This is a genomic window from Aeromonas sp. HMWF017 (assembly GCF_003061465.1).
Classification (GTDB): Bacteria; Pseudomonadota; Gammaproteobacteria; order Enterobacterales; family Aeromonadaceae; genus Aeromonas; species Aeromonas veronii.
In genome coordinates this window covers 12,772-38,048 of sequence record NZ_QAJD01000063.1, presented here as the reverse complement: position 1 = coordinate 38,048, position 25,277 = coordinate 12,772, and the positions used below count along the sequence as shown (strand labels likewise).

Here is a 25,277-nt window from a genome sequence, read left to right as displayed (position 1 = left end):
ATCCTGCGCTGGAGTGCCCTGCCCGGCACCAGCCGTCACCACTGGGGGACCGATCTCGATATCTACGACCCGGACTGCCTGCCCGCCGATACCAAACTGGCACTGGAGCCCTGGGAGTATGAAGCCGGGGGCTGGTTTGCAGATCTCAGCGAGTGGCTCAGCGATCACATGAGAGACTTTGGCTTCTTCCTCCCTTATGCCAAACCGGTCGGGGCCGAGAGCGGGGTCGCCTACGAGCCCTGGCATATCAGCTTCTCGCTAGAGTCCGACGAGCAGCGACTCGATCCCGCGGCACTGGCGCTTTGCCTGCAACAGGCGGATATTGAAGGCAAGTCGACCATATTGGCCAACCTTGATGAAATTTTGGCCCGTTATGTCACCACCTGTCCTGACGAAAGGAAAATCCCATGAATCTCTGGCTGTGGATAGGGTTGCCGCTGCTGTTCCTGCTCGGGCTGTTTCTCAATGCCATCAAAGACATGAAACGGCTGGAGAAGCAGTTGCCCAACTACAAGGACAAGATCCGCGAAGTGAAGGATGACGAGGACGACTGAATCCCGCCCCATCCCGTGGGGAGCGCCCTCGTGCTCCCCTCTCCCTCAGCTGTGCCGTTTCACTTTTTCCCGCCCTCTCCTCCCTGCGCATCCTGAAATCGACGCTCCTTTGACTCCGCTTTCGTTAACCCCGTCACAGTCAGAATATGGCGCGGCCATGCTGAAAAAAGGGATGAAAAATGTAAGAAAGTGCAAATTGATGCACAAATAAGCCACACAAGGGGGGCCTAACTGCATATAATGTGCCTACTTTGCACATTACCAGGAAGGAGTTCGCCCTTGGATGCCGCTACCATCAACAGTTTCTTTTTTGTCGCTGCCCTGTTGGTGGGAGCCAGCGTACTGTTGAGCGCCCTCTCTTCCCGCCTCGGTATTCCCATTCTGGTTATCTTCCTCGCCGTCGGCATGCTGGCCGGTGAGGATGGCCCCGGTGGCATCCACTTCGCTGACTACTCCATCGCCTATCTGGTGGGCAACCTGGCGCTTGCCATCATCCTGCTCGACGGCGGCATGCGCACCCGGGTCTCCTCGTTCCGGGTCGCGCTCTGGCCTGCCCTGTCGCTCGCCACGGTCGGGGTGGCCATCACCACCGGCCTGACAGGGCTCGCCGCCGCCTGGCTGTTTGACCTCAACCTGATGCAGGGGATGCTGATCGGTGCCATCGTCGGCTCCACCGATGCGGCGGCGGTCTTCTCCCTGCTCGGCGGGCGCAGCCTCAACGAGCGGGTGAGCGCGACGCTGGAGATAGAGTCAGGCAGCAACGACCCCATGGCGGTGTTTCTCACCGTCACCCTGATCGAGGTGCTCGCCACCGCCCAGCAAGGACTGGATGCGGGCTTCCTGCTGCTGCAACTGGTCAAGCAGTTCGGGCTGGGCGCCGGGATTGGCCTTGGCGGCGGCTGGCTGCTGTGGCGTCTCATCAACACAGCCCGTCTGGCGCCGGGACTCTATCCGCTGCTCACCGTCAGCGGCGGCCTACTGATCTTCGCCCTCACCACGGCGGTCGGTGGCAGCGGCATTCTCGCCATCTATCTCACTGGTCTGTTGCTCGGCAACCTCGCCCTGCGCAGTCGCAGCACCACCTTGTCGGTGCTGGACGGTCTGACCTGGCTCAGCCAAATCGGCATGTTTCTGGTGCTGGGGCTGCTCGCCTCACCCCACAAACTGCTGCCCATCGCCCTGCCCGCGCTGGCGCTGGCGATGTGGATGATCCTGTTTGCCCGCCCGGTGTCTGTCTGGATCGGGCTGCTGCCATTCAAGAACTTCGCCCCCCGCGAGCGCTGGTTTATCTCCTGGGTTGGCCTGCGCGGCGCGGTGCCCATCATTCTGGCAGTGTTCCCCATGATGGCGGGGCTGCCCAACGCTCAGCTCTACTTCAACGTCGCCTTCTTCGTGGTGCTGGTCTCACTGATTTTACAGGGCAGCTCGCTACCGCTGGCCTCAAAACTGGCGCGGGTGGAGGTACCGGCACCGCCGTCGCCCATCAACCGCTCGGGGCTCGAGATCGATCTCGACAGCCAGTGGGAGACCTTCGTCTACCAGCTGGGGGAGGAGAAGTGGTGCATCGGCTCGCCGCTGCGGGATCTGCAGATGCCCGCCGGCACCCGGATCTGTGCCCTGTTTCGTGGCCGCGAGCTGCTCCACCCCTCGGGCAGTACCTGTCTGCAGGCCGATGACATTCTCTGCGTGATTGGCCATGAGCGTGACCTCCCCGCCCTCGGCCAGCTGTTCAGTCAGGCGCCGGAGCAGGATCTCGGCCCCCGCTTCTTCGGTGACTTCCTGCTGGAAGCGGCGGCACGGCTGGTGGATCTCGCCCCTCTCTACGGGCTGGATGTGAGCGAGGTGGCGGATCAGACACTGGGCGATTTTATTGCCAGCCAGTTGGGCGATAATCTGGTGGTCGGTGACAACATCGAATGGCAGGGCCTGATCTGGACCGTGGCCGAAATGGACGAGAGCGTGCCGAGCAAGATCGGGGTGCGCTTTCAGGAAGAGGACCCGGTCTGACCGACCGTCCCGTATCAAGTCCCCAGCAAGAAGGGAGAGAGTTATGCCATATCAAAGTTTGCTGTCCGGCCCCCTGCCCCCCGCAGCCAATCTGGGGGTGATTGAAGGCTTTTTTGGCAAGGGATGGAGCTGGCAGGCCCGCGCCCGCTACGCCCAGTGGCTGCCACGCCACGGTTACGGTTTCTATATCTATGCACCGAAAGAGGATGGCTATCTGCGCAAGCATTGGGCCCTCCCCTGGCCCGAGCAGCAGTTGGCCGATCTCGCCGAACTGGCGCGCCAGTGCCGCGCCAACGGGCTCGCCTTCGGGGTGGGCTTGAGCCCCATGGGGGCGCATCACGACTACGATCGTAAGCGCCCGGCGCTGCTTGAAAAAGTGCGCCTCATCGACGAGATGCTGCAGCCCGATATTCTGGCTGTGCTGTTTGACGACATGAAGGGGGATACCCCGGATCTGGCCCGTCACCAGCTCACCATCGCCCACGACATCGCGGCCCACAGCAAGGCGACCCGCCTCATCTTCTGCCCCAGCTACTACTCGACCGATCCGGTGCTGGAGAAGGTGTTCGGCACCATGCCCCCCCGCTATCTGGAGGAGCTTGGCGAGCAGCTCGACCGCCGTTTCGAGATTTTCTGGACAGGCCCCAAGGTCTGCTCGACCGAGTATCCGGCGGTACACCTCAAGCAGGTGACCGAACTGCTCGGCCGCAAGCCCTTCCTGTGGGACAACTACCCGGTCAACGATGGCAGCAAGGCGAGCAGCTACCTGCACCTGCGCGCTTTCGAGAATCGCCCTGCCGAGCTGGCAGAGCTGGTCTCTGGCCACGCGGTCAACCCGATGAAACAGGCGGCGCTCTCCGCCCTGCCCCTCGCCACCCTGCCGATGAGCTACCGACTCGGCAAGCAGTACGACCCCGACAAGGCGCTGCATGCCGCCCTCAACGCCACCTGCGGCCCGCAGATCTCGGCGATGATCGAAGCCGACCTGCCGCTGTTTCAGGATCTGGGGCTGGCACAGCTCACCCCAGAGCAGATTGCCGCCCTCAAGGCGCGCTATCTGCCGTTTCGGGATCAAGCCTGCGTCGACGAAATAGTGCGCTGGCTGGACGGGGAGTATGTGTTCGACCCCGACTGCCTGACCGACTAAACCGCCCCCTGCGGGGCAGAAAGGAGGTTGTATGGATGCACACCTGCTTTACCAGAATCTGGCGGTGATCGCCGCCTTCTTGCTGATCTACAGCCTGATCGCGGGGCGCTTCGAGTCAAAACTGGTCAACGGCCCCCTGCTCTTTCTGCTGACCGGCTGGTTGCTGGGGCCGGGAGGGCTGGAGCTGCTCTCCCTCTCTATCGACAGCGCCGGCATCAAGCTGCTGGCCGAGCTGACGCTGGTCATCGTGCTGTTCAACGATGCCGCCAACACCAACTGGCAGGTATTGCTGGCCAACCGCCAGCTCCCTATCCGGCTTTTGCTGATTGGCCTGCCCCTCACCCTGGTCTGTGGCGCCCTGTTTGGCCACTGGATTTTCCCCGACTTGCCACTGCTGGAGATGGCGATCCTCTCCACCATTCTTGCCCCCACCGATGCAGCGCTCGGCAAGGCAGTGGTCAGCAACCCCGCGGTGCCTGCACCGGTGCGCGAAGGGCTCAATCAGGAGAGCGGCCTCAACGACGGCATCTGCGTACCGGTACTGCTTCTGCTGCTTGCTCTTATCGCCCCCACAGAGCAGCACGCAGGCACCGCCACTCTTGCCATCACCCTGATGCTGGAGGAGATCGGCATTGGCCTGCTAGTCGCCTTTGTGCTGACCAGCCTCACCATCCGGCTGCTGAAAATCTCCTATCTCAACGGCTGGCAACTGCCGCTCTGGCGCCAGCTCACCATGCCGGGGCTGGCCCTGCTCTGCTTTGCGCTGGCACAGACTCTCGGGGGGAGCGGCTTTATCGCCGCCTTTGTCGGCGGTCTCTTTATCGGCCACCGCCTGGGCGAGCACAAGCACGCCTATATGGATAGCTGTGAAGGGTATGGTGACCTGCTCTCTGTGGTGATCTGGATGGTGTTTGGCGCGACCCTGATGCCCATCCTGCCGGAGCTGCTGCACTGGCAATACTGGCTCTATGCCGTTGCCAGCCTCACCCTGCTGCGGATGGCACCGGTCTGGCTGAGCCTCATCGGCACCGGCCTCAAGCCCGAGCTCAAGCTCTTTATCGGCTGGTTCGGGCCACGGGGCCTTGCCAGCATCGTCTTTGCGGTAATGGTGCAGCAAAACGAGCCAGCCCTGATAGGTCAGCGCCCCATCATCGCCACCGTGCTCTGCACCATCATATTGAGCGTCATCCTGCACGGCCTCACTGCCAACCCCTGGGTCGAGCGTTTCAAACCGCGCTGAGCCACCCTGCGCCCATAAAAAATGCCACCGACCGGTGCAATGCTGTTCAGATAAGCACTTTATTGACTGATTATTCATAAATTAGATTTGAGTTGGGGGGGGCAAGGCTGTGTCCAGTCGATCTTCCTCCAGCCTTTATCCAGCGAGGCTTGCAATAGAAAGAGGGAGGCATCATGCCTCCCTCGCTTTTTTGTCCTGATACTACGTGGACTGGAACTCAAATTCTCTTAAGTGAACAGCATTGCACCGACCGGTGGCATTTTTCTTTCGTGGCGTGGGTCACAGACGGCTCTTAACCTAGCGCCAGCCAGACCCCCACCCCCAGCATCAAAGTACCGGCAATGCGGTTCATCAGGGTGACGTTGCCGCTCTTGGCGAGGAAGTGGCGCAGGGTGCGGCCACCGCTGGCGTAGAGCAGCAGGCAGGAGAACTCGATGACCAGGATCAGCGCCACCAGCGCGCTGATCTGCAGCGCCATCGGCTTGTCGGCAGAGATAAAGGGGGGCAGCAGGGAGATCATGAAAGCCCACCCCTTGGGGTTGGCGATGGCGGTGACAAAGCCCTGCACCGCCAGCCCCATGGCGCTGGTCTGCTGACCGGCCGAGAGATCCGCCGGAATGGCCATCTTCCCCTTGGCCTGCCACATCTGGATGCCGAGCCACATCAGATAGGCGCCCCCCACATATTTGAAGGCGGCGAAGATCCCCGGATAGTTGAGCATGATGGCGGCTACCCCGATCACCGACAGCACCGAGACCAGCCCGACCCCAATCAGCTCCCCCCACATCATGTGCAGGGTTCGGCGCACACCCAGGCTCATCCCCAGGGTCATCGACAGGGTCATGCACATGCCGGGGGTCACCGAGACAAAGAAAAAGGTCGGGATAAACAGAGCCAGAATGGCCGGATCGATCCAGCTGGACACAACACACCTCCATATGACGAGAGCGGAAAATCACGAAAACGGGACAGGATTGACACAACCCAGCCAGTTGTACCACATATTCAGGGGATAAAGCGCTCAATCATGCCTAAATGGCTCCTTTCTCACAAGGAAAAACCTTTTCTTCAGCACATTTCAGCAATAAAAGCCTGTGACAGCTCCTGACGTGCATGTGTAAGATGTCGGCTCCTCCAATTCCGGATTAGAGCCATTTATGTCATTGAATAATCTATCAATACGTGTCCAGGTCTTGATACCTTTGCTGCTGGCCAGCCTGCTGATGATGGTGATGATCGCCATCAGCAAACAGGGTCTGGATGAAGCCATCAATGACATAGATGAGACGACCCAGAGCGTGGTCCAGCACAAGGACGATATTGCCAAACTGATCCACGCCACCTACCGGCTGCGCACCAGCGCCATCTATGGCCTCTACGATGCCAAGCTGTTTGCCGCACTGCCCGCAAACCTCAACAGCGCCGAGCAGGAGATCAACGCCATCCTCGGCCGTCTGGTGCTCCCCGGTGCCGAGCAGGATAACCGGCAGGTCGCTGCCGCCCTGCAGGCCTACCTCAGCCATACCCGCAGCAACATGCTGCCGCTGCTGGCGCAAAAGCATCAGGGTGGCGGCGATCCGGTCGCCTACGAGGCGGCCCGCCTCCATTTCCGCGAGCTGGGTGAACAGCTGATCAAGCAGATCGACAGCATGTCCGCCCACATCAACCAGCTGATCCAGCAAGAGCTGGCAGAAGAGCAGGCCCACTACGACGCCACCCTGCTGCGAACCCTGCTGCTCACCGCCGGTACCCTGCTGGCTGCGCTGATCTGCGGTTGGGTTCTCTCCGGTCGCATCGTCAGCCCCATCAGTCAGCTACAAGAGGTGATGCACGCCGTGGCGCAAGGGCGCTTCAACGTGCGCGCCAAAGCGGAGGGCAACAACGAGCTGACCCGTCTGGCCAAAGATATCAACCTCACTCTGGGGCAACTTGGTAGCACCATCGAGAACCTGACCGGGATCAGCAACAGCGTCGCCTCCGCCGCCACCGAGCTGGCCGCCGTGATGACCCAGTCCGAGGCCAATGCAAAGCAGCAGCACAGCGAGATCGAACAGGTCGCCTCCGCCGTGACCGAACTCTCCAGCACCGCTGACAACGTCAACCACAACGCCGCCGTCGCCGATGAGCTGGCACGGGATGCCAATGGCCGTGTCGAACAGGGGCTCGCCCTCTTTACCGAAAGCATCGCCGCCAACAGCCGGATGGCAGGCAGTCTGGAAGATGCCGCCGCCATCGTGGCCCAGCTCAAATCCCAGTCCGAGCAGATCGGCAAGGTAATTGAAGTGATTCAGGGGATCTCCGAACAGACCAACCTGCTGGCGCTCAATGCCGCCATCGAAGCGGCCCGTGCCGGTGAAACGGGACGTGGTTTTGCAGTCGTGGCCGACGAGGTAAGAATGCTGGCTGCCCGCACCCAGGACTCCACCAAGGAGATCCAGGCCATCATCGAGCGGCTGCAGAGCCAGTCCCAATCCGCCAACAACGGCGTGCAGGAGACCCTGGAGATCCTCAGTCATAACCAGCGCTTGTCGGCTCAGGTGCAGGATCTGCTGAGTGGCATTACCGGTGCCGTGCGCCAGATCAACGACGCTAACGCCCAGGTCGCCACCGCCGCCGAGGAGCAGTCCTGCGTTACCGCCGACATCAACCGCAACATCAGCAATATTCACGAGATCGTGAGCCAGAGCTCCTCCGGCATCAGCCAGAGCGCCAGTGCCAGCAACGAACTCTCCCTGCTCGCCGAGCAGCAACGCAAGCAGCTGGCCCAATTCCAGCTGTAAGCGCACAAAGTGAACCAGACAAAAAGGCCCGTAAGGGCCTTTCTTGTTGATGGAGCAATGGCTTTGTCTCTGTTTTAAACGCCATTTTTTGGCCGTTGGTGCCATAAGGGGCTGGGCTGCCCTGTCAAATATCGGTATGGTAGAGGCACGTTACTCCCCCTCACGTGAGCACACCATGAGCCTGAGATTCAAGAAACCCGCTTTTATCGCCCTGGGGCTCATCGCCCTCATTTCCGCCGCCTGGCTCGACTACTACCTGCCGGAGCACACCATCGCTACCATCACAGGGGTCGAGGTGAAGCGCACCGACAAGGATGGCCCTATCAGCCAGAAGAACCCGGCTGACGGCCCCACCACCGACGTCTATTACATTTACACCGAGCGCCCCGGCGAGAAGATCCGGGTGTTTCGCAATGAAGATACCGAGTGGGGCTGGCCCTTCTACTTCAAGTTCAACGCCGCCGACGTCCAAGCCAAGGCCAAGTCCATGGAGTTCGAGAAACGCCTGGCCATCATCACCTCCTACGGCTGGCGCGTGAACATGTTCTCCATGTTCCCCAACGTCACCAAGATTGAGAGCACTGAGCCTGACGCCTCCACCTGGAGCTTCTTCCGCTGGTTCTGGTTCGGCCTCTGGGCACTGGTGATGGGCAAAGCCGCCATCGCAACCTGGCGCTACTTCGATCGTCTCGAGGATGAGATCTGATGGAGCCGAGCAAGACCCGCACCAGCTTCTACCGGCGGCTCTACGTGGCCTGGCTGATCAGCCAGGGCACGGATACGGTACCTGCCATCATGGAGGCGACCGGCATGCCGCGCCGCACCGCGCAGGATACTCTAAGCGCACTGGCCGAACTCGATATCAGCTGCGCCTTCGAGCAGACCGAGGGGGCTCGCCACCTGCAGGGGCACTACCGCATCAGCGACTGGGGGCCCATCAATCCAGCGTGGATCAAGGCTCAACTGCCGCTTATCAAAGAGACGTTGAGCTATCCCTGAAATGATGTCGAGTCAGGCCTGCGACTGGGTAACCTATTGCAATCCGGCATGGATCAAGGCCTAGCTACCTCTTATCAAGAAGACGCTGAGCTATCCCTGATCAAGGCGCTAAGCAACAATAAAAAAGAGGGGCCAGCCGGCAAGGCTGGCCCCTCTTTTTTCAGGCCGATGACGCGACAGGTCGCCCTACTCGGGCATGGCCGAATCCTCAAGCTCCCCGTCAGACTCGCCGCGGGTGCAGTCGATGATGGAGCGCTTGGGGTTGTTGGGATCGCGCAAAAGCAGAGGGGCTAAGCCCTCGTCATGCTTCTGCTCGTCGCCAAACTCGCTGCCGTAGGCGTTGTGGGTCAACCGGCGGGCATTGGCAATGGGGGTATCGACAAAGAGGGCATGCACTTCAAAGCTGGAGGCGGGCACGATAAAGCCGACCACCGGCAAGCCGTGCAGCTCCTCGTGCACCTTGTACCAGGCAAAGCCATCGCTCACCTTGTAGGGGGTGTAGTTGGCCAGTTGTAGATTGGCGGGCCTGCCCGTCTCATCCACATAGAGATCGGTAAACTCGCAGGTCGCCAGCCCCTGCCACATCCGCTCGAATGGCGTCGCACAACCCGTCAGTTGCAACCCGGCCAGCAGCACCAAGCCTCTCTTCCACATTCCCCGCCCCTTCTTGCAAAAACGAACCGGCGATCAGTCAAACGCCCGCAGCCGCGTCACCAGCAGATCGATAAAGCCCGGACGATCCAGCCCCAACAATACCAGCGCATTAGCTGGCTTGCCGGTCAGACCATAACGATCCACCACCGTCATCCCCACGGTATGCTCCCCTCGGGTCTCGATATCGACCCGGCACTCGACCCCATGGAACAGCTCGGGAGCCAGCAACCAGGCAATGGTACAGGGGTCGTGGAGCGGTGCGCCAGCAAATCCCCACTTGGGGTCCCGATGGTAGATCATGAAAAAATCGAGCAGACCGGCCACACACTGGGCCACCGGATTGGTGATGGCGCGTACCCGCTCGATATCCTCGTCCATCACCTGCGCCTCGTGGGTCACATCGAGGCCGCACATGGTGATGGGAATGCCCGACTTGAAGACCATATCGGCCGCTTCCGGGTCCACATAAATATTGAATTCCGCCGCTGGTGTCCAGTTGCCGGCCCCTGCGGCGCCCCCCATCAGCACGATGCGAGCGATCTTGCTCTTTAGCTCGGGGTGAGCCGCAAGCAGCAGGGCGATATTGGTGAGCGGGCCAGTCGGCACCAGGGTCACAGGCTGCGGGCTCTCGAGCAGACACTTGGCCATCAGCTCAATCCCCGTCATCCCCTGCGGTGCAAAGGCGGGATCCGGCAGCTTGGGGCCATCGAGGCCCGATTCGCCGTGAACGTTGTCGGCGATAATCAGCTCGCGGGCCAGTGGTTTCGGTGCCCCCGCCGCCACCGGAATATCGTCCCGCCCCAGCAAGGTGAGGATGCGCAGGGCATTGTTGAGGGTCTTGTCCGGCGTCTGATTGCCCGCACTGGTGGTGACCGCCAGCACCTTAAGTTCAGGGCTGGCCAGCGCCAGAATGAGGGCGATGGCGTCGTCGTGGCCGGGATCACAATCAAGAATAACGGGCAGTGCCATGGAGAGACTCCTTACAACATAACAGGGAGCCATACCTTAACAAGCAAGCCTCGGATGAACTCGGGAAGGGGTCACAAAACGGGGCCTTGTTGCTGACATGAGCGGTTTGTACTGCACACCGCCTCGCTCAAAGCAGCTCATTATCAAGAGGTTGTGTGGCGCATCCCGTTCATTTTCCGAGGCAGCGCACCGCCCATTCGCCCGGCCGCGCCGGTTCGGGTATGATCGCACCCCGTTTCCAACCTGTGCCACCTATGTCCGTTATCCTCGACACCTTTATCGCCCCGCCCTGCAGTGCCGCCATCGAGATCCTGTTCGAAGATGAACACCTGCTGCTCATCAACAAGCCGAGCGGCCTGCTGAGTCTGTCGGGCAAGAATCCGCAAAACCTCGACTCGGTTCACTATCGCTTGGTGCAGGATTACCCCGGCTGCACCCTGGTGCATCGCCTCGATTTTGGCACCTCAGGCATCATGGTGGTGGCCAGAAACAAGGCCATCAATGCCCTGCTCTGCCAGCAGTTCAGTCAGCGGGCGGTGAGCAAGGCCTACAGCGCCCTGCTGTGCGGTCATCTGATTGACGACGAAGGAGTTATCGACGCCCCTATCGCCAAGGATCCGTCGATTTTCCCGCTGATGAAGATCTGCGCCGTCAGTGGCAAACCCGCCCGCTCCCGCTATCAGGTGATTGATCGGCTGGAGCAGCAGATGCAGGGGCAGACCGTGCCTTTGACCCGGGTACGACTGGTACCACAGACCGGTCGCACCCATCAGCTGCGCATCCACAGTCAGCTGCTGGGCCACCCCATCCTCGGCTGCGATCTCTATGGTGGCCTGCTGCTACCTGGCTGCGAACAGGCCCCCCGGCTGATGCTGCATGCCAGCGAGCTGGATTTTGTCCATCCGGTGAGCGGCAAGCCGATGCAAGTGTGCTGTCCAGCGCCGTTTTAGAGGCAATCAGTAGAGACAAACAGCGCGAGTGCGACGGGATCAGTGAAAGGGGTGACGGGAGAGGAAAGGCGGTAAACGGCGGATAAAGATAGGGGCCGCGCTTTCGCAACGGCCCCCCCCCCACTCTTTGTGGTGCTATCAGATCAGCTTGCGGGCAGCGCCCAGTACGATCTTGATGGCATCAGATTCGGTCTTCGCCATGGTCTCGGCGTTCGGGATCTCTTGCTGGGTACGGTTGACGATAACGCCAGCCACCATACCGGCACGCAGGCCCTGGCTGGAGCACATGGTCAGCAGGGTTGCGGACTCCATCTCATAGTTCAGCACGCCCATGGCTTGCCACTCTTTCATGGAACCCTGGAAACGGCTCACTACGCGGCCGGATACGGTGTCGTAACGCTCCTGACCCGGGTAGAAGGTGTCAGAGGAGGCAGTCACACCGATGTGCAGCTTGGAGCCCATCTCTTTGGCGGTGTTCACCAGCGCGGTGGTGCAGTCGAAGTCGGCAACAGCCGGGAACTCCATCGGTGCAAAGTGCAGGCTGGCACCGTCGAGGCGCACGGAACCGGTGGTCACGATCACATCACCCACGTTCAGGTGCGGCTGGATGGCGCCGGTGGTGCCGATACGCAGGAAGGTGCGGATACCCAGCTGGGCCAGCTCTTCTACCGCGATGGAGGTGGACGGGCCACCGATACCGGTAGAGCAGATGATCACGGCCTTGCCGTCCATCTCGCCGCGCCAGGTAGTGAATTCACGATGGCTGGCCAGGTGCACCGGGTTATCCAACAGCTCTGCGATACGCTTCACGCGCTCGGGGTCACCGGGGACGATCGCCAGGGTGGCGCCTTGCAGATCCGCTTTCTTCAAACCCAAGTGAAATACATCAGACATATTGGACTCCTGGTTGCCCCCTGCCAGCATGGTCAGGGCACAAGTTAAGATGATTCTTTATGATACTTTCAAGCCTTTACCCCCCTCTTCGGGGAGGCGCCAACTATGGTCGAAAGCGCTTTCCAATTCCTTGAAGCGCCTCACACTTCCACGCATTGACAGTGACAAACATTGCGCAAAACGTTTGCTAACCCAATGAAATAATTGACAAACGTTTTTCTGCAAATCGAGTCAGATGCGGGAAAGTCAAGCCTGGTTCAGCGCTTAATTAACGACTCGTGATCGACCCCGTAAAGTTGCAAACAAGATGCTTTTGTATCCCTTTCTAGATGGTAGCCTAGCTCTCAAATACCACTTAATGGCTAACTATAGGAAGTCCATCATGGCTACATTCAAGTTCTATATTCCCGCAATCAACCTGATGGGTGCCGGCTGTCTGCAAGAGGCTGCCGCCGATATCAAGGGTTACGGCTATCGCAAGGCGCTGATCGTCACCGACAAGATCCTCAACCAGATCGGTGTGGTCGCCAAGCTCACCACCCTGCTGGCTGAACATGGCATTGAAAGCGCAGTTTTCGATGAGACCAAACCCAACCCCACCACCAGCAACGTCGAAGCGGGTCTGGCGATGATCAAGGCCAACGGCTGCGACTGCGTCATCTCGCTAGGGGGCGGCTCGCCCCACGACTGTGCCAAGGGCATCGCGCTGGTGGCCGCCAACGGTGGCAACATCAAGGATTACGAAGGGGTGGATCGCTCCGCCAAGCCGCAACTGCCGCTCATCGCCATCAACACCACTGCCGGTACCGCCTCCGAGATGACCCGCTTCTGCATCATCACCGACGAAGCGCGCCACGTGAAAATGGCCATCATCGACAAGCACGTTACCCCGCTGATGTCGGTCAACGATCCCGAGCTGATGCTGGCCAAGCCGGCTGGTCTCACCGCCGCCACCGGTATGGATGCCCTGACCCACGCCATCGAGGCCTATGTCTCCACCATCGCCACCCCGGTGACCGATGCCAGCGCCGTGATGGCCATCGAGCTGATTGCCAAGCACCTGCGCACCGCCGTTCACCATGGCGATGACCTGCATGCCCGCGAGCAGATGGCCTACGCCCAGTTCCTGGCCGGCATGGCCTTCAACAACGCAAGCCTGGGCTATGTGCACGCCATGGCCCACCAGCTGGGCGGTTTCTATGACCTGCCCCACGGTGTCTGCAACGCCGTGCTGCTGCCCCACGCTCAGGCGTTCAACGCCCAGGTAAGCGCCGCTCGCCTGAAGGATGTGGCCCGCTACATGGGGGTGGACGTGAGTGCCATGAGCGACGAGCAGGGCGCCGCCGCTGCCATTGCCGCCATCAAGCAGCTGGCGCTGGATGTGAAGATCCCCGCCGGTCTGGAGCAGCTCGGCGTCAAGGCCGATGACTTCGATACCCTGGCCAGCAACGCCCTGAAAGATGCCTGCGGCTTCACCAACCCGAAACAGGCGAGCCACGAAGAGATCGTCGCCATCTTCCGCGCGGCGATGTAAAAGCCACCGGATTGCCAGAAAGGGTCGCAGTGCGGCCCTTTTTATTGGCTGATGGATCAATGGCTTTTTACTTCCGTGGAGGGAGTCGGTATGATTTGCCGAGCCAAAAAGACTGTATGGATGATCTGAACTCGATATGCGGATGAAACACCTGATTGCCGCGGCTTTGACCGCCCTCACCCTCTCCGGTTGCAGCCTGGTCTATCGTATCGATATTCCCCAGGGCAACTATGTGGAACAAAAACAGGTCGACAAACTGCGCCAGGGGATGACCCGCGAGCAGGTCAGCTATGTGCTGGGGACCCCCATGCTGCGTGACGGCTTTGACCCCAACACCTGGTACTACCTCTATGAATTCCAGCCAGGCCACGGCGACAAGGAGCGCAAAGAGCTCACCGTCACCTTTGCCAATGACAGGCTGACCACAGTGACGGGTGACTTCCCGCTGCCAGCAGCTTTCAATACCCCGCTCTGATATCCCGCAAAACCGGCCTCGCGCCGGTTTTGTTTTATCCTGCCCCGCGTAATTCATCCTGCCCGACAACACTGAGTCATTTCTCCCCATTGCAGCTGCCCGCAAATTGCCTGATGCTGATGAGCCGCCACCATGGCATCAACACCATCGAATGACACAGGGAGAATCCCCATGAGCCGGATCCTGATTGCCGGAGCCAGCGGCCTGATCGGTCGCGAACTGGTGCAGCAACTGCCTGCCGAACATGAACTGACCCTGCTCTGTCGCAAGCCGGGCAAGGAGGCGCACCACTGGCTGCCGGTCAATTTTGATGATCTGGCCAGCGTCACCCTCTCCCGCCCGGTCGATATCGCCTTCTGTGCCCTCGGTACCACCCGCAGGGAGGCGGGCTCTGCCGAGGCGTTTCGCCGGGTCGATCTCGACTATGTGGTCGCCTTTGCCGATCTGGCCCGCCGCCACGGCTGTCAACGGCTGATCGTGGTCTCGAGCATGGGAGCCAGCGCATCTTCCCCGGCTCTCTATCCGCGTACCAAGGGGGAGATGGAGCAGGCCCTGCTGGCCCAATCCTGGCCACGGCTCGCCATCGTGCGGCCCGCCATGCTGCTCGGGAATCGCCAGCCACCGCGCCTCTCCGAGCAGATCTTTCAGACCATCTACCCGCTGTTTCGGCCGCTGCTGGTGGGCAAGCTCGCCCGCTGGCGCGCCATCGAGGCCAGTCAGGTGGCTCGCGCCATGATCGCCCTCTCGAAACTGCCCGCCGGGTGCGAGATTGTCGAGAACGAGCAACTGCTGGCCCTCTGAACCCGCCCTTCCCCACTGATTACGCACAGTGCTGCAAAAACAAAAGAGCAAGCCAATTGGCTTGCCCTTTGTTTATCTGTTGGCGAGGTACCCTGACCGCCTCTTGCCATCACAGGCCGCGCTCAACTGTCAGGGCAACATCCATCAACCGCGAATATGGTCGATAAAGGCGTCGATCTGCTCGCGAGTGCAGGCAGGGTTCATAAATACCGCCTTCTCCCCGGCGATGTAGGAGTACTTGCCGCGGGCATCGTAGTCAGAGTGGGCCACCGCCTCCACCCAGTTGGTGTAGAGCCCCACCTTGCCGCGCCCCTTGAACAGGCTGCGGTGGTAGTCAGTGTTGCGCTGCAGTCGCGCCTTGTAGGCAGGGTCGCTGGAGCGGGCCAGCTCGAAGGCGAATTCGGCCTCCGGATCGCTCACCCACTCGGGGTTGTAGATCTTGAAGCCGACGCTCGGCCCCTGATTCTCCTGCGCCACCAGCTTGACGTTGCCCATCTGGCTTAACCGGAAGCGGAAGTAGTTGGCATTTTGCAGGCAGTGGGCCAGCACGGTGCGATACCCCTCCACCCCCATATAGTTGAGCGCCGCATAGGCACCGAACAGACCACTCGCGCCACGGGAGCACTCGATGGTGGATTGCAGGTGGGTCTGGCCCTGAATGTCCCGCTCGAAGTAGGAGAAGTTCTCCGGGTCATTCTCCATCGCCTTGAGGTCATCCTGCTCCTTGATCATCACCAAGCTGGAGGTGTAGGGCACATAGCCCCACTTCTGGAAGTCGACGGTGAAGGAGTCGGCATATTTCAGCTCAGCAAAGCGCGCCACGTTGCGCTCGATCCCCGCCAGAGTCGCGCTGTTGATGGCGAGCGGGTTGGCGGCAAAGTCGTAACCCAGGAAGAAGATCATCGACCAGCCGATGGCTGCATCGACGTGGATGTGAGGTTTGACCGCCACTTCGAACTGCTCGCACAAGCGATTGCGCAGCTCGAACACGGGTTTCACCTGATCCACCCCGAAGGTGTCGGTGGTACCCATGGTGAGCATGATGGTGGGCACCACGTGTTTCAGGGCAAAACAGGCGGTCAGGGTGCGCTCGAGGTGGTCGAGATCGATATCGTTGTTCTCCCCCACCTGAATGCGGATAGTCTTGTTTTCGATGTCGACCCCGAGCAGGGAGAGGTTGGTGATATTGGAGTAGTGACCGCCCTGGGAGTTGATGATGCGGTAATCCTGATAGTGGCCTAGTCCCTTGTGCTTGGCCTCCGGCAAGGTTTTGCGAATGCCGAGCAAGTAGCCATAGAGGTTACAGAAGGTCCCCCCCTGGGTAAAGATGCCGGTGGCGCGCTCGGGATCATAGCCTGCCAGCAGCGCAATCTGGCGCACCACCTTCTTCTCCAGCTCCTCGGCCACTCCGGCATATTCGGAGTAGACCAGATTGGGGTTGGCCAAAATGCCCAGCTGGGCGCCATAGATAGCGGGATCCGCCGACATGGTGATGACATTCTCGACGCTGGAGGGGTTCTCCCAATCCTTCGACAGCGCGGCGGCAAACAACAGCTCGGCCATCGGCTCGCCCGGGGTGCGCATGGTGGCGGGCACCGGCATGGTCTCGCAGAGATCGGCCAGGCGGGCACGGCCATCAGGCCAGGCATTCAGGCGGGCATCGGGGGCCAGGCCACGGGCCCGAAATTCGTTGAGGGTGGCAAATCCGGGTTCGCGAAAAACGGGCCAGAGATCGGGATTGCGCGAGAAAAAGTTGGCTTTGACGGTGGCGAAACGGGCGGAGAAATCGGGATGGACGGCATTGACGCTTTCGTCTTGCAGATAAACTAAGTCACTCATTTTTATACCATTAGTACAGCAAATGTGCGGCCGTTATACCCCTGTACCAGCGGGGCCGACAGTGACAATATCTAATGGCCTACCCTACTTTTTGTCATGTATCAGCCATCACAAGGGCTGGCAAAAAGGCGCCTTTGAGGCGCCTCTTTATATTTCGTGATCTTGCTCCCATCCTGGCTGACAGCGCCCTCACTACCGGACCGCCACCAGTACAGCGCTCCCCTCAACGCAGGGAGGCCAACAGCCACCGAGCAAACTCCGTCAGCTCACTCTGCTGCTGCGGGAAGGCCGCCAGCCAGTGCTGCAGGCGCGCGGAAACAGCGTCCGGTCGATAGCCGCAACCCGCCAGTTCGGCCGCCAACCGATCAAACGGGGCCGGCTCCAGAGTATCGCTAAAGAGCTGCGCCCGGGTGATGCCCCCTTTCTCCACATCAAAGTGCAGCTCCACCCCGCCCCAGCTGAACCGCTCCTCCAGCAGATGGCTGAAGGCCGGGGCATGGCCATAGTTCCACTCCCAGCTGCGCTGGCGGGCGAAGGTCTCGGCAAAGCCCGGCAGATCCGGCATCTGCTCCGGGGAGATATGCTCGGGCTCAACTCGCGCGCCGTAATGGTGGAAGAAGGCCTCGGCAAGCGCCTCGCTCACCTGTTGATGGTCGATCCCCGGCAGCAGTTCGCACAGATTGGCCACCCGGCTGCGCACCGAGGTGATCCCCTTGGTCGCCAGCTTCTTGGGGTCGGGGTTGAGATAGTTGGCAAGGCGGCCGAGATCGGCGTCCAGTAGCAGGGTGCCGTGGTGGAACCCGCGATCCAGAGTCTCCCGATAGGCCGACCCCGATACCTTGCGCTCCCCGTCAGGGGTGGCCACCAGCAGATCGTTGCGACCGGAGGCAAACGCCTCGATCCCCAATCGCTTGAGCCCGTCCAGCACGATGGCGGTGGAGACGCTCTTGTCGTACTCCGGCTTGCCCGCCATGAAGGTGAAGCAGCTGTTGCCAAGATCGTGGAACACGGCACCGCCACCGCTGCTGCGACGCGCCAGCGTCACCCCGTCCTCTTCCATGCGGCGGGTGTTGCACTCCTTCCACGGGTTCTGGGCCCGGCCAATCACCACGGTATTGGCATTGCGCCAGAGGAACAGCACCCGCTGACGGGGATCCATCTGGCGGAAGATGCACTCCTCGACGGCCAGATTGAAGAGGGGATCGTGAGAATCGGAGACAAGCAGACGCAAGCGGGACATAAAAAGACCTTATCCGGAACTGGGGGCAGCATGATAACACTGACGGGGTACCATCACTGAGCTGTCGCACATTAACCGGTGCGCAGCAGCCGCGATACATTTGCGTCACACCTGACTGTCCTATAAAAGTATCTATTGATATAACGACACAGCTTGACGTGCAACCACGGAAAAAATGCAGTTTAGCCACAATGATAACGATAAAGACGGGAAAAAGTGGCTAGAATGCGACCACTTCGATAGGCCATATGACTCTCTTATTGGTCACATAACTTGCAAAAAAGCGGCATGTATCCATCCCGTGTGATGAACGACACAAAAATGACTTTCCAACCCCCCTATACCCCATTGCAAACGCCTTTTCTACCCTTGCAGGTTACACAAAATTGCTTGAATCTAGCCTAGACACCGCTCCCGAGAGAAACGTTGTATGACGGAGAACGCAGCCCCCCGCCAGCGCCTCAGCTGGTTTCTGCCAATGCTGGTCAGTATGGTCATTGCGACCCTGATCTCTCCCCCCGTGCGAGCCGGCGAGCAGGTCATCGTCCAGTTGCCGTGGCAACACCAGTTCCAGTTTGCCGGTTACTACGCGGCCATCGCCAAAGGGTTTTATCGGGAGGCCGGTCTGCACGTCACCCTGCGCGAAGCGGACTCCCGCACCGATGTGGTCAGCGAGGTGATCTCGGGAAAGGCCCATTTTGGCATCAGCGGCAGTGATCTGCTGCTGGATCGGGCTGCCGGTCGTCCGGTAGTGGTGCTCGCCGCCCTGCTGCAGCACTCGCCGCTGATCCTGCTCACACTGGATCGGCCAGATATTCGCAACCCGGCCGATCTGGCCAACAAGCGACTGATGCTGGAGCCAGGCTCCAACGAGCTGCTGACCTACCTTTCTCACCAGACCCGCAGCCGCGACTGGGTCACCCTCCCCTACAAACAGGGGATACAGGCACTGCTGGCGGGCAAGGTGGATGCCATCAGCGCCTACAGCACTACCGAGCCCTTCTATCTGCAACAAAAAGGGATCCCCTATCGGGTCTTCAGTCCGCGCTCCATCGACTTCGACTTCTACGGCGACAACCTGTTTACCTCCGAACGGGAGCTGATCACCCGACAGGATCGGGTCTACGCCTTCCAGCAGGCCAGCCTCAAGGGGTGGCGCTATGCGATGGACAACCCCGAAGAGATGATCAACCTCATCATGGAGCAGTACCCGACCGGCGCTGGCCGTGAACAGCTGGAGTTCGAGGCTCGCGAAACCAGAGCGCTAATGCAGCCGGATCTTGTCGAACCGGGTTATATGCAGCAGGAGCGCTGGCTGCAGATCGCCAAAACCTATCTGGAGGCGGGCATGCTCACGGTATTGCCCAACCTCGACCGCTTTATCTACGACCCGGCGCAGGAGCGGCTGCGCCAGCAACGGCTGCTGCTCGACAAGAGCGTAGCGGTCGCCATGCTTATCACCTTTACCCTGATGACCCTGCTCGGCATCTTCTTGCACCTCTATCTGCGGCTGCGTCAGGAGGCGCGGGATCGCCAGCGGCTGACCCGTGAACTGGCCCAGAGCGAGCAACACTACCGCTTCGTGGCGGAGAACAGCGCCGATGTGATCTGGACCATGGATGCCGCCAGCTTGCGCTTTCGCTATGTCAGCCCGGCCATCGCCCCTCTGAGCGGCTACGAAGCTCCCGAGTTGTTTGCCCTGCCCCTCAAACAGCTGCTGCCGGATGCCTCAAGGCAACTGCTGCGCGAGGAGATCTCCGCCACTCTGGAGGCTTGGCAGCGGGGAGAACATGACCAGACTCGCCGGGTCATTCGCACCCAGCTGCGCCACAAGGATGGCCATCTGGTGGCGACCGAGACCATCACCACCCTCCATGGCAACCACAATGCCCAGCCGGAGGCGATCCTCGGGGTCACCCGGGATATCACCGAGCGGGCAGCGCGAGAGGAGATGATGCGCCGCCTCGCCTTCTACGATCCCCTGACCGGTCTGCCCAATCGCCGCTTGCTGCAGCAACGACTCAAGGAGCTGATGGAGCAGGAGGCGCCCCGTCCGCTGGCATTGATGTTTATCGATCTCGATCACTTCAAGCCGATCAACGACACCTTCGGCCATGAAACCGGGGATATTCTGCTCAATATGGTGGCCGAACGGATGAGCCACTGCATGCGCAAACAGGATCTGGTGGCACGGCTGGGGGGCGACGAGTTCGTTATCTTGCTGCCGGAGACCGGCGACGAAGTGCTGGCGGTGGCCGACAAGCTGCACCAGCAGCTGCGCCATCCGTTCCAGCTGGAGGGGCAGGAGCTGCTCATCTCCAGCAGTATCGGGCTGGCGCTCTATCCCGAGCACGGCGAGGATGCCAAAACCCTGATGCACCACGCCGATCAGGCCATGTATCAGGCGAAGAATCGCGGCCGCGGCCGGGTCTGTCTCTATACCGAAGGCCTTGATCCCGAGCAGGGCGCCCTGCTGTGGCAACCCGGCCACGAGTGCGGTCACCCGCGCATCGACGCCGAGCATCGCCAGCTCTTCGTATTGACCAACCGGCTGCTGGAGCGGATGAAAGATCAGCACGAGGATCCGGCCCCGTTTCTGGAGAGTCTGGAGAGCCTGTTCGACATGGCCCGCCACCACTTCGCCTTTGAAGAGCAGATGCTGGCGGAGATCGACTATCAGGAACTCGTCAGCCACCGTCAGGATCACCAGCGTCTGCTCAACAAAGCAAGCCAACTGCTGCACGCTGCCAAAGCGGGGACACTGGGCAACGACGAGCTGCTCAACTTCATCATTCAGGAGCTGGTGGTCGGCCACATGAGTCAGGCGGATCGCCGCTACTTCCCTCTGTTCAGATCTGAGCGCTGCGTGCCGGTTGCGGAGGTGGTCACCTACTCCCCCCCTGTTCAGCCCCGAGCGTAACGCGCCTCTTGCGAAAGGGGCGACCTAGTCACCGCGCAGGGCAACTACTGGGTCGAGACGCACTGCTCGTAGCGCAGGAGCGACCCCGGCCAGCAGGCCGACCAGGGCGCTGCAACCGAGCGCCAGCAGCAGATAGAGGGGATGGAGGGTGAGCGGCAAGCCGGCCGCCAGCAGGGCAAGCAGCAGCTTGAGCCCGCCGAGCAGGGCCAGCCCTATGGCTCCGCCCAGCAGCGCCAGCACCACGGCTTCGAGCAGGAACAACAATAGAATGCGCCGCCGCGGGCAACCCAGCGCCATCAGCAGACCCACCTCGGGGATCCGCTCCTGCTGGGCAATGCTCATGATGCTGAAGATGCCGACCGCCCCGATCAGCAGCGAGATAATGCCGAGCCCGCCGACCGCCAGCTTGATGATGGAGAGGATCTTGTCGAGGCTAGTCAGCATGTCCTGCTGGGAGGTGAGGGTAAAATCCTCGGCGCCGTGGCGGGCGATCAGCACCCGCCGGATCTGGGCCGAGATGTCGGCCTCCCTCTGTCCGGCGCGATAGATGACGTCGATCTCCTGCAATCCCTCCTTGTTGAACAGCGCCTGGGCATGGGCGGCGGGCAGATAGATCATGTCGTCCAGATCAAAGCCGAGAAATTGCCCTTTGGGGGCCAGCACCCCGGCCACCCGAAAACGGCGATCACCGGCCCGCAACAGGCTCCCCGGCGCATCGCCACCGGGAAACAGCTCCGCCGCCACCTTGGCCCCCAGCACCGCATAGGCGCGGGGCATGGCACTGTCATCCGCAGGCAAAAAACGCCCCTGCACCAGGGTGAGGCGCCAGCCGGAAAGCGCCGCCGGGCCGGTGCCCAGAATGGCGGTGCTGCGGGTCAGCCCGCGGCTGCGCACCTCCCCCTGCCCCTGCACCACCGGCAGTGCCGCCTCGATACCTGGCAATCTGGCGAGGACATCGGCATCCTCCAGCAGCAGGGGACGGCTGCTGGAGAGAATACCGGGCGGGCCGCCGGCGGTTTCGGTTTTGCCCGGAGTCACGGCGATCAGCCGGGTGCCAAATTGGGAGAAGCTGTCGAGCAGATAGAGCCTGAGCCCCTCGCCAATGCCAGTGAGCAGGGTCACCGAGGCGATCCCGATGGCGATGCCCAGCGCCGACAGCAGGCTGCGACTGCGCCCCGCCAGCAAGGCGCGCCACAACCAAAACAGCAGATCGGCGGCGCGCATCAGCCACCGCTCCATTGCCCGCTGCGCAGGCTGCTGACCGGATCTTGCCGTGCAGCCCGGGAGGCGGGCAGCCAGCTAAAAAACAGCCCGGTCAGCAGGGCCGCCGGTATGGTGCAGAAAGTAGCGAGCAGAGGGACCGCCGCCGGAAATCCGGGCCAGATCAGCCCAGCGAGGGCCACCAGGACATAACCCAAAACCGTACCAAACAGCGCACCACTGCCGCTCAGCAGCAGCGCTTCCCACAAAAACAGCTGGCGGATCTGGCGACTGTCGGCCCCCAGCGCCTTGAGCAGGCCGATCTCGCCGGTGCGCTGGCGGGTGCTGATCAGCGCCAGATTCATCATCATGATGCCGGAGACCAGCAGGCTGATGGCACCGATGCCGGCAACCGCCAGGGTGAGGGTCGAGAGAATGGTGGAGAAGGTGGCCAGCATGGCGTCGCGGCGCACCACGGTCACATCGAGCACCCCGTGGCGCGCCTGCATCAGCTGCTCCAGTCGCTTGACCAGCGGCGGTACCGCTTGCCCCGCCAGCGGCTGGATCAGCAGCCGAAACAGCCCCTCGGTGTTGAACAGCCGCATGGCGCTACCGACCGGGATCAGCGCGGCCTCGGCCATGTCCATCCCCAGATTGCTGCTCTGGCTGGTGAAGACCCCCACCACCCGAAAGCGGCGATTGTCAAAACGCAGCCACTGTCCGACCGGATCGACCTGACCGAACAGCTCACGGGCCACCTTGGCCCCGAGCAAGACGGCCGGTCGATCCTCTGCGGCATCCCCCGGCAGCCAGCGGCCGGAGAGCAGCTCCAGCCCGTGGGTATCGCGCAGCCCGTTGCTGCTGCCAAGCAGCATGGTCTGGCGCAGCCGCGCCCCCTGTTTGGCCTCGGCAAAGCCCATCACCAGCGGCACCAGCCGCACGTTTGGCTGGTGCTGGCCAAGGTAGTGCATGTCATCGAGAGTGATCTGCCGCAGACTGTTGCCGGTGACCGGCGGCAGCCCACCGGTGGTCTCCTTGCGGCCCGGGAACATCACCAGCAGATCCTTGCCAAGGGAGCTGAACTGGTCGGCCACATAGCGCCTAGCCCCCTCCCCCAGCGCGGTGAGCAGCAGCACAGAGGTGACGCTCAAACTCACCGCCAGGATCAAGACCAGCGCCCGTGAGCGCTGGCGCAGCAGGGCCACGGCGGCAAAGCGGATCACATCGGGGCGCCGCATTCAGCCACCGCCGCTATCAATGTTGATGCGGCCATCGTTCATCAGGATCCGCCTGCCCGCCCGTTCCCCGAGGCGCGGATCGTGGGTCACCACCACCAGCGTGATCCTCTGCTCCCGGTTGAGCTCCTCCAGCAGGGTAATCACCTCCTCCCCGGAGCGGGAGTCAAGATTGCCGGTGGGCTCGTCGGCCAGGATCAGCCGCGGCGCCATTGCCATGGCCCGGGCGATGGCTACCCGCTGACGCTGACCGCCGGAGAGCTCGGCAGGGCGGTGTCCGGCCCGGTTCTCCAGCCCCAGATCCCCCAGCAACTGCTGGCTTCGGCGATGGCGCTCGGCGGGGGCGATCCCGCACAGCATCAGCGGCAGCTCGACGTTTTCACGGGCGGTGAGGCGGGAGATAAGGTGAAACGACTGGAACACGAAGCCGATGCGATGGCCGCGCAGCTGGGCCAGCGCTGGCTCTGACAGGGTGGCGGTGTCCTCCCCTCCCAGCCAGTAACGCCCCTCATCGGGCCGATCCAGCAGCCCCAACACATTGAGCAGGGTCGATTTGCCGGAGCCCGAGGGGCCCATCACCGCCAGATACTCCCCCTCGGCAACCCGCAGGGAAACACGAACGAGGGCAGCCACTTCGCTCCCCCCCAGAGTGAAGCGACGGCTGACTGCATCAAGGCGAATGAGATCACTCATCCGTCTGCTCCGTGGCGGCGCTGAAAGGGCCCTCCCCGACAATCTGTCCGGGCTGGGCCGCCAGCCGATCACCGGCAGCGAGCCCCTCGGCGACTTCAATCCAGTTCCAGTTCTCCACACCCCAGCGGGGTACCACACGCACCAGCTTATCCCCTTCCAGCCGCAGCACACTGCCATCGTCGGCCCGGCTGCTGGCCGCTACCCGCAGCACATCGGTGGCGCGGGTCACTTCGACTTCGAGGTCAGCGCTGTAGCCGATAAGCAGGGGCACATCGGTGGGCAGGGCAGTGAGCGCCGCCTCCACCTCCACGGTGCGGGCCTGCTTCTCCAGCTCCTTCACATAGGGGGCGATACGGGTGACGGTGGCGGCAAAATCGCGCCCGGGCATGGCATCGAGCAGTACCCGGGCAGACTGGCCCACCTTGGGGCGGGCGGCATCCACCTCATCGATGGGGGCAGAGACATAGAGACAGCGATCGTCGATGAGATCGATAACCGGGGGCATGGCCACTCCGGGCGGTGAGGGGGTCATGTATTCGCCCAGCTTGCTGTTGACCTCCGCCACCACTCCGGCAAACGGCGCCAACAGGCGACGCTCGCTCAAGCGAGCCTCCACCTGGGCAACCTGCGCCTCGTCGACCCGCTCCTGCTGACGGGATGCCTGACAGACATAGCGGCGGGTATCGGCCAGATTCTGGGCCTGCTCGGCGAGGGTGCGGGAGGTGAGATTTTTGGCCAGCAAGGAGGCCAGCCGGTTGGCCTCCCGCTCGTAGTAGGCCGCCTCGCTGCAACGCTCCTCGCGCTGGGTCTTGCCAAGGGCCTGCTGGGCACGGGCACGGGCAAGATCGGCGTGAATATCGTCACTCCAGAGGGTCAGCAGCAGATCTCCCTGCGCCACCCGCTCCCCGGCCTTGACGGCGATCTGCTCCACCACGCCGCCACCGGACAGACTGAGTCCGGCCCGCTGACACGACTTGATGGTGCCGGCCCGGGTGTTGACTACAGTGACCAGCACATCCCCCAGCCCGACCTCAGCCAGCCTGATCGGCGTCGGCTGCGGTCGCCACCACCATGCTGCCGCAGCCACCGCTACCACGGCGCCACTTCCCCACCACAACCAACCTCTCTTCATCGCGCATCCTTTCG

The 25,277-nt window shown here is 61.7% G+C and carries 23 protein-coding genes; 13 read left to right on the top strand and 10 right to left on the bottom strand.

Going from position 1 to position 25,277, the window contains the following annotated elements; translation table 11 throughout:
- The 5 genes from DBR30_RS21725 to DBR30_RS06125 all read left to right on the top strand — a co-directional run.
- Window positions 1-411 (top strand): M15 family metallopeptidase (locus DBR30_RS21725; RefSeq protein WP_258224304.1); only part of this gene is annotated, 411 nt, incomplete at its 5' end.
- Window positions 408-554: a hypothetical protein gene (locus DBR30_RS06140; RefSeq protein ID WP_005337933.1), complete on the top strand. Its 147-nt coding sequence runs from the start codon at window positions 408-410 to the stop codon at window positions 552-554. The genes DBR30_RS21725 and DBR30_RS06140, both read left to right, overlap by 4 nt.
- A 279-nt stretch (window positions 555-833) precedes the next feature.
- A complete protein-coding gene (locus DBR30_RS06135; RefSeq protein ID WP_108541387.1) occupies window positions 834-2,561 on the top strand; it encodes a potassium/proton antiporter in 1,728 nt (575 codons plus the stop codon).
- A 43-nt stretch (window positions 2,562-2,604) separates the two neighbouring features.
- Window positions 2,605-3,708: a beta-N-acetylglucosaminidase domain-containing protein gene (locus DBR30_RS06130; RefSeq protein ID WP_108588244.1), complete on the top strand. Its 1,104-nt coding sequence runs from the start codon at window positions 2,605-2,607 to the stop codon at window positions 3,706-3,708.
- A gap of 31 nt (window positions 3,709-3,739) precedes the next feature.
- The gene (locus DBR30_RS06125; protein ID WP_108542021.1) at window positions 3,740-4,948 is read left to right on the top strand and encodes a cation:proton antiporter; all 1,209 of its coding nucleotides are present in this window, start codon (window positions 3,740-3,742) and stop codon (window positions 4,946-4,948) included.
- Between the two features lie 292 nt (window positions 4,949-5,240).
- Here the strand turns inward: DBR30_RS06125 and DBR30_RS06120 are convergent, their stop codons facing one another.
- On the bottom strand, window positions 5,241-5,873 hold the full coding sequence (locus tag DBR30_RS06120; protein WP_108588243.1) for a LysE family translocator: 633 nt from the start codon (window positions 5,871-5,873) through the stop codon (window positions 5,241-5,243).
- A gap of 232 nt (window positions 5,874-6,105) precedes the next feature.
- On the opposite strand from DBR30_RS06120, the gene DBR30_RS06115 reads away from it, so the two are divergent.
- The 3 genes from DBR30_RS06115 (at window position 6,106) to DBR30_RS06105 (ending at window position 8,727) form a co-directional block, all read left to right on the top strand.
- Window positions 6,106-7,728 (top strand): methyl-accepting chemotaxis protein, encoded by a 1,623-nt coding sequence (locus tag DBR30_RS06115; RefSeq protein ID WP_108542020.1) that lies wholly within the window; start codon window positions 6,106-6,108, stop codon window positions 7,726-7,728.
- A gap of 175 nt (window positions 7,729-7,903) precedes the next feature.
- Window positions 7,904-8,434 (top strand): DUF1523 family protein, encoded by a 531-nt coding sequence (locus DBR30_RS06110; RefSeq protein ID WP_005337948.1) that lies wholly within the window; start codon window positions 7,904-7,906, stop codon window positions 8,432-8,434.
- Window positions 8,431-8,727 (top strand): winged helix-turn-helix domain-containing protein, encoded by a 297-nt coding sequence (locus tag DBR30_RS06105; protein WP_108542019.1) that lies wholly within the window; start codon window positions 8,431-8,433, stop codon window positions 8,725-8,727. The genes DBR30_RS06110 and DBR30_RS06105 overlap by 4 nt, the downstream gene beginning before the upstream one ends.
- Window positions 8,728-8,913: 186 nt before the next feature.
- On the opposite strand, the gene DBR30_RS06100 is transcribed toward DBR30_RS06105, so the two are convergent.
- Both DBR30_RS06100 and rihA read right to left on the bottom strand, forming a co-directional pair.
- On the bottom strand, window positions 8,914-9,381 hold the full coding sequence (locus DBR30_RS06100) for a hypothetical protein (protein ID WP_005337958.1): 468 nt from the start codon (window positions 9,379-9,381) through the stop codon (window positions 8,914-8,916).
- 33 nt (window positions 9,382-9,414) lie between these two features.
- Window positions 9,415-10,350 carry a pyrimidine-specific ribonucleoside hydrolase RihA gene (gene rihA / locus DBR30_RS06095; protein ID WP_108588242.1) on the bottom strand — a complete coding sequence of 312 codons (936 nt, stop codon included), beginning with the start codon at window positions 10,348-10,350 and terminating at the stop codon, window positions 9,415-9,417.
- A 221-nt stretch (window positions 10,351-10,571) separates the two neighbouring features.
- Here rihA and DBR30_RS06090 point away from each other — a divergent pair, with 221 nt between their 5' ends.
- Complete coding sequence (locus DBR30_RS06090) at window positions 10,572-11,300, top strand: RluA family pseudouridine synthase (protein ID WP_181363505.1); 729 nt, start codon at window positions 10,572-10,574, stop codon at window positions 11,298-11,300.
- Window positions 11,301-11,438: 138 nt separating this feature from the next.
- On the opposite strand, the gene udp is transcribed toward DBR30_RS06090, so the two are convergent.
- A complete protein-coding gene (gene udp, locus DBR30_RS06085; RefSeq protein WP_005337975.1) occupies window positions 11,439-12,194 on the bottom strand; it encodes a uridine phosphorylase in 756 nt (251 codons plus the stop codon).
- A 382-nt stretch (window positions 12,195-12,576) separates the two neighbouring features.
- Here udp and yiaY point away from each other — a divergent pair, with 382 nt between their 5' ends.
- From yiaY to DBR30_RS06070, 3 genes are all read left to right on the top strand, one after another.
- Window positions 12,577-13,728, top strand: coding sequence for an L-threonine dehydrogenase (gene yiaY, locus DBR30_RS06080; protein ID WP_108588241.1), 1,152 nt, complete (start codon window positions 12,577-12,579; stop codon window positions 13,726-13,728).
- 136 nt (window positions 13,729-13,864) lie between these two features.
- Window positions 13,865-14,203, top strand: coding sequence for an outer membrane protein assembly factor BamE (gene bamE, locus DBR30_RS06075; protein ID WP_005337980.1), 339 nt, complete (start codon window positions 13,865-13,867; stop codon window positions 14,201-14,203).
- Between the two features lie 171 nt (window positions 14,204-14,374).
- A complete protein-coding gene (locus tag DBR30_RS06070) occupies window positions 14,375-15,004 on the top strand; it encodes an NAD(P)H-binding protein (protein WP_108542017.1) in 630 nt (209 codons plus the stop codon).
- Window positions 15,005-15,148: 144 nt separating this feature from the next.
- Here the strand turns inward: DBR30_RS06070 and DBR30_RS06065 are convergent, their stop codons facing one another.
- Complete coding sequence (locus DBR30_RS06065; protein ID WP_108542016.1) at window positions 15,149-16,843, bottom strand: pyridoxal phosphate-dependent decarboxylase family protein; 1,695 nt, start codon at window positions 16,841-16,843, stop codon at window positions 15,149-15,151.
- A 223-nt stretch (window positions 16,844-17,066) separates the two neighbouring features.
- Window positions 17,067-18,083 carry a lipoate--protein ligase A gene (locus DBR30_RS06060; RefSeq protein ID WP_108542015.1) on the bottom strand — a complete coding sequence of 339 codons (1,017 nt, stop codon included), beginning with the start codon at window positions 18,081-18,083 and terminating at the stop codon, window positions 17,067-17,069.
- Between the two features lie 430 nt (window positions 18,084-18,513).
- Here DBR30_RS06060 and DBR30_RS06055 point away from each other — a divergent pair, with 430 nt between their 5' ends.
- Window positions 18,514-21,003, top strand: coding sequence for a diguanylate cyclase domain-containing protein (locus DBR30_RS06055; protein WP_108542014.1), 2,490 nt, complete (start codon window positions 18,514-18,516; stop codon window positions 21,001-21,003).
- A gap of 24 nt (window positions 21,004-21,027) precedes the next feature.
- On the opposite strand, the gene DBR30_RS06050 is transcribed toward DBR30_RS06055, so the two are convergent.
- From DBR30_RS06050 to DBR30_RS06035, 4 genes are read right to left on the bottom strand one after another with little or no spacing between them, the layout of a single operon-like run.
- Complete coding sequence (locus DBR30_RS06050; RefSeq protein ID WP_108542013.1) at window positions 21,028-22,227, bottom strand: ABC transporter permease; 1,200 nt, start codon at window positions 22,225-22,227, stop codon at window positions 21,028-21,030.
- On the bottom strand, window positions 22,227-23,441 hold the full coding sequence (locus DBR30_RS06045) for an ABC transporter permease (RefSeq protein WP_108542012.1): 1,215 nt from the start codon (window positions 23,439-23,441) through the stop codon (window positions 22,227-22,229). The genes DBR30_RS06050 and DBR30_RS06045 overlap by 1 nt, the downstream gene beginning before the upstream one ends.
- A complete protein-coding gene (locus tag DBR30_RS06040; RefSeq protein ID WP_108542011.1) occupies window positions 23,442-24,131 on the bottom strand; it encodes an ABC transporter ATP-binding protein in 690 nt (229 codons plus the stop codon).
- Window positions 24,124-25,263, bottom strand: coding sequence for an efflux RND transporter periplasmic adaptor subunit (locus tag DBR30_RS06035; RefSeq protein ID WP_108588240.1), 1,140 nt, complete (start codon window positions 25,261-25,263; stop codon window positions 24,124-24,126). The genes DBR30_RS06040 and DBR30_RS06035 overlap by 8 nt, the downstream gene beginning before the upstream one ends.
- Window positions 25,264-25,277: the final 14 nt, after the last annotated feature.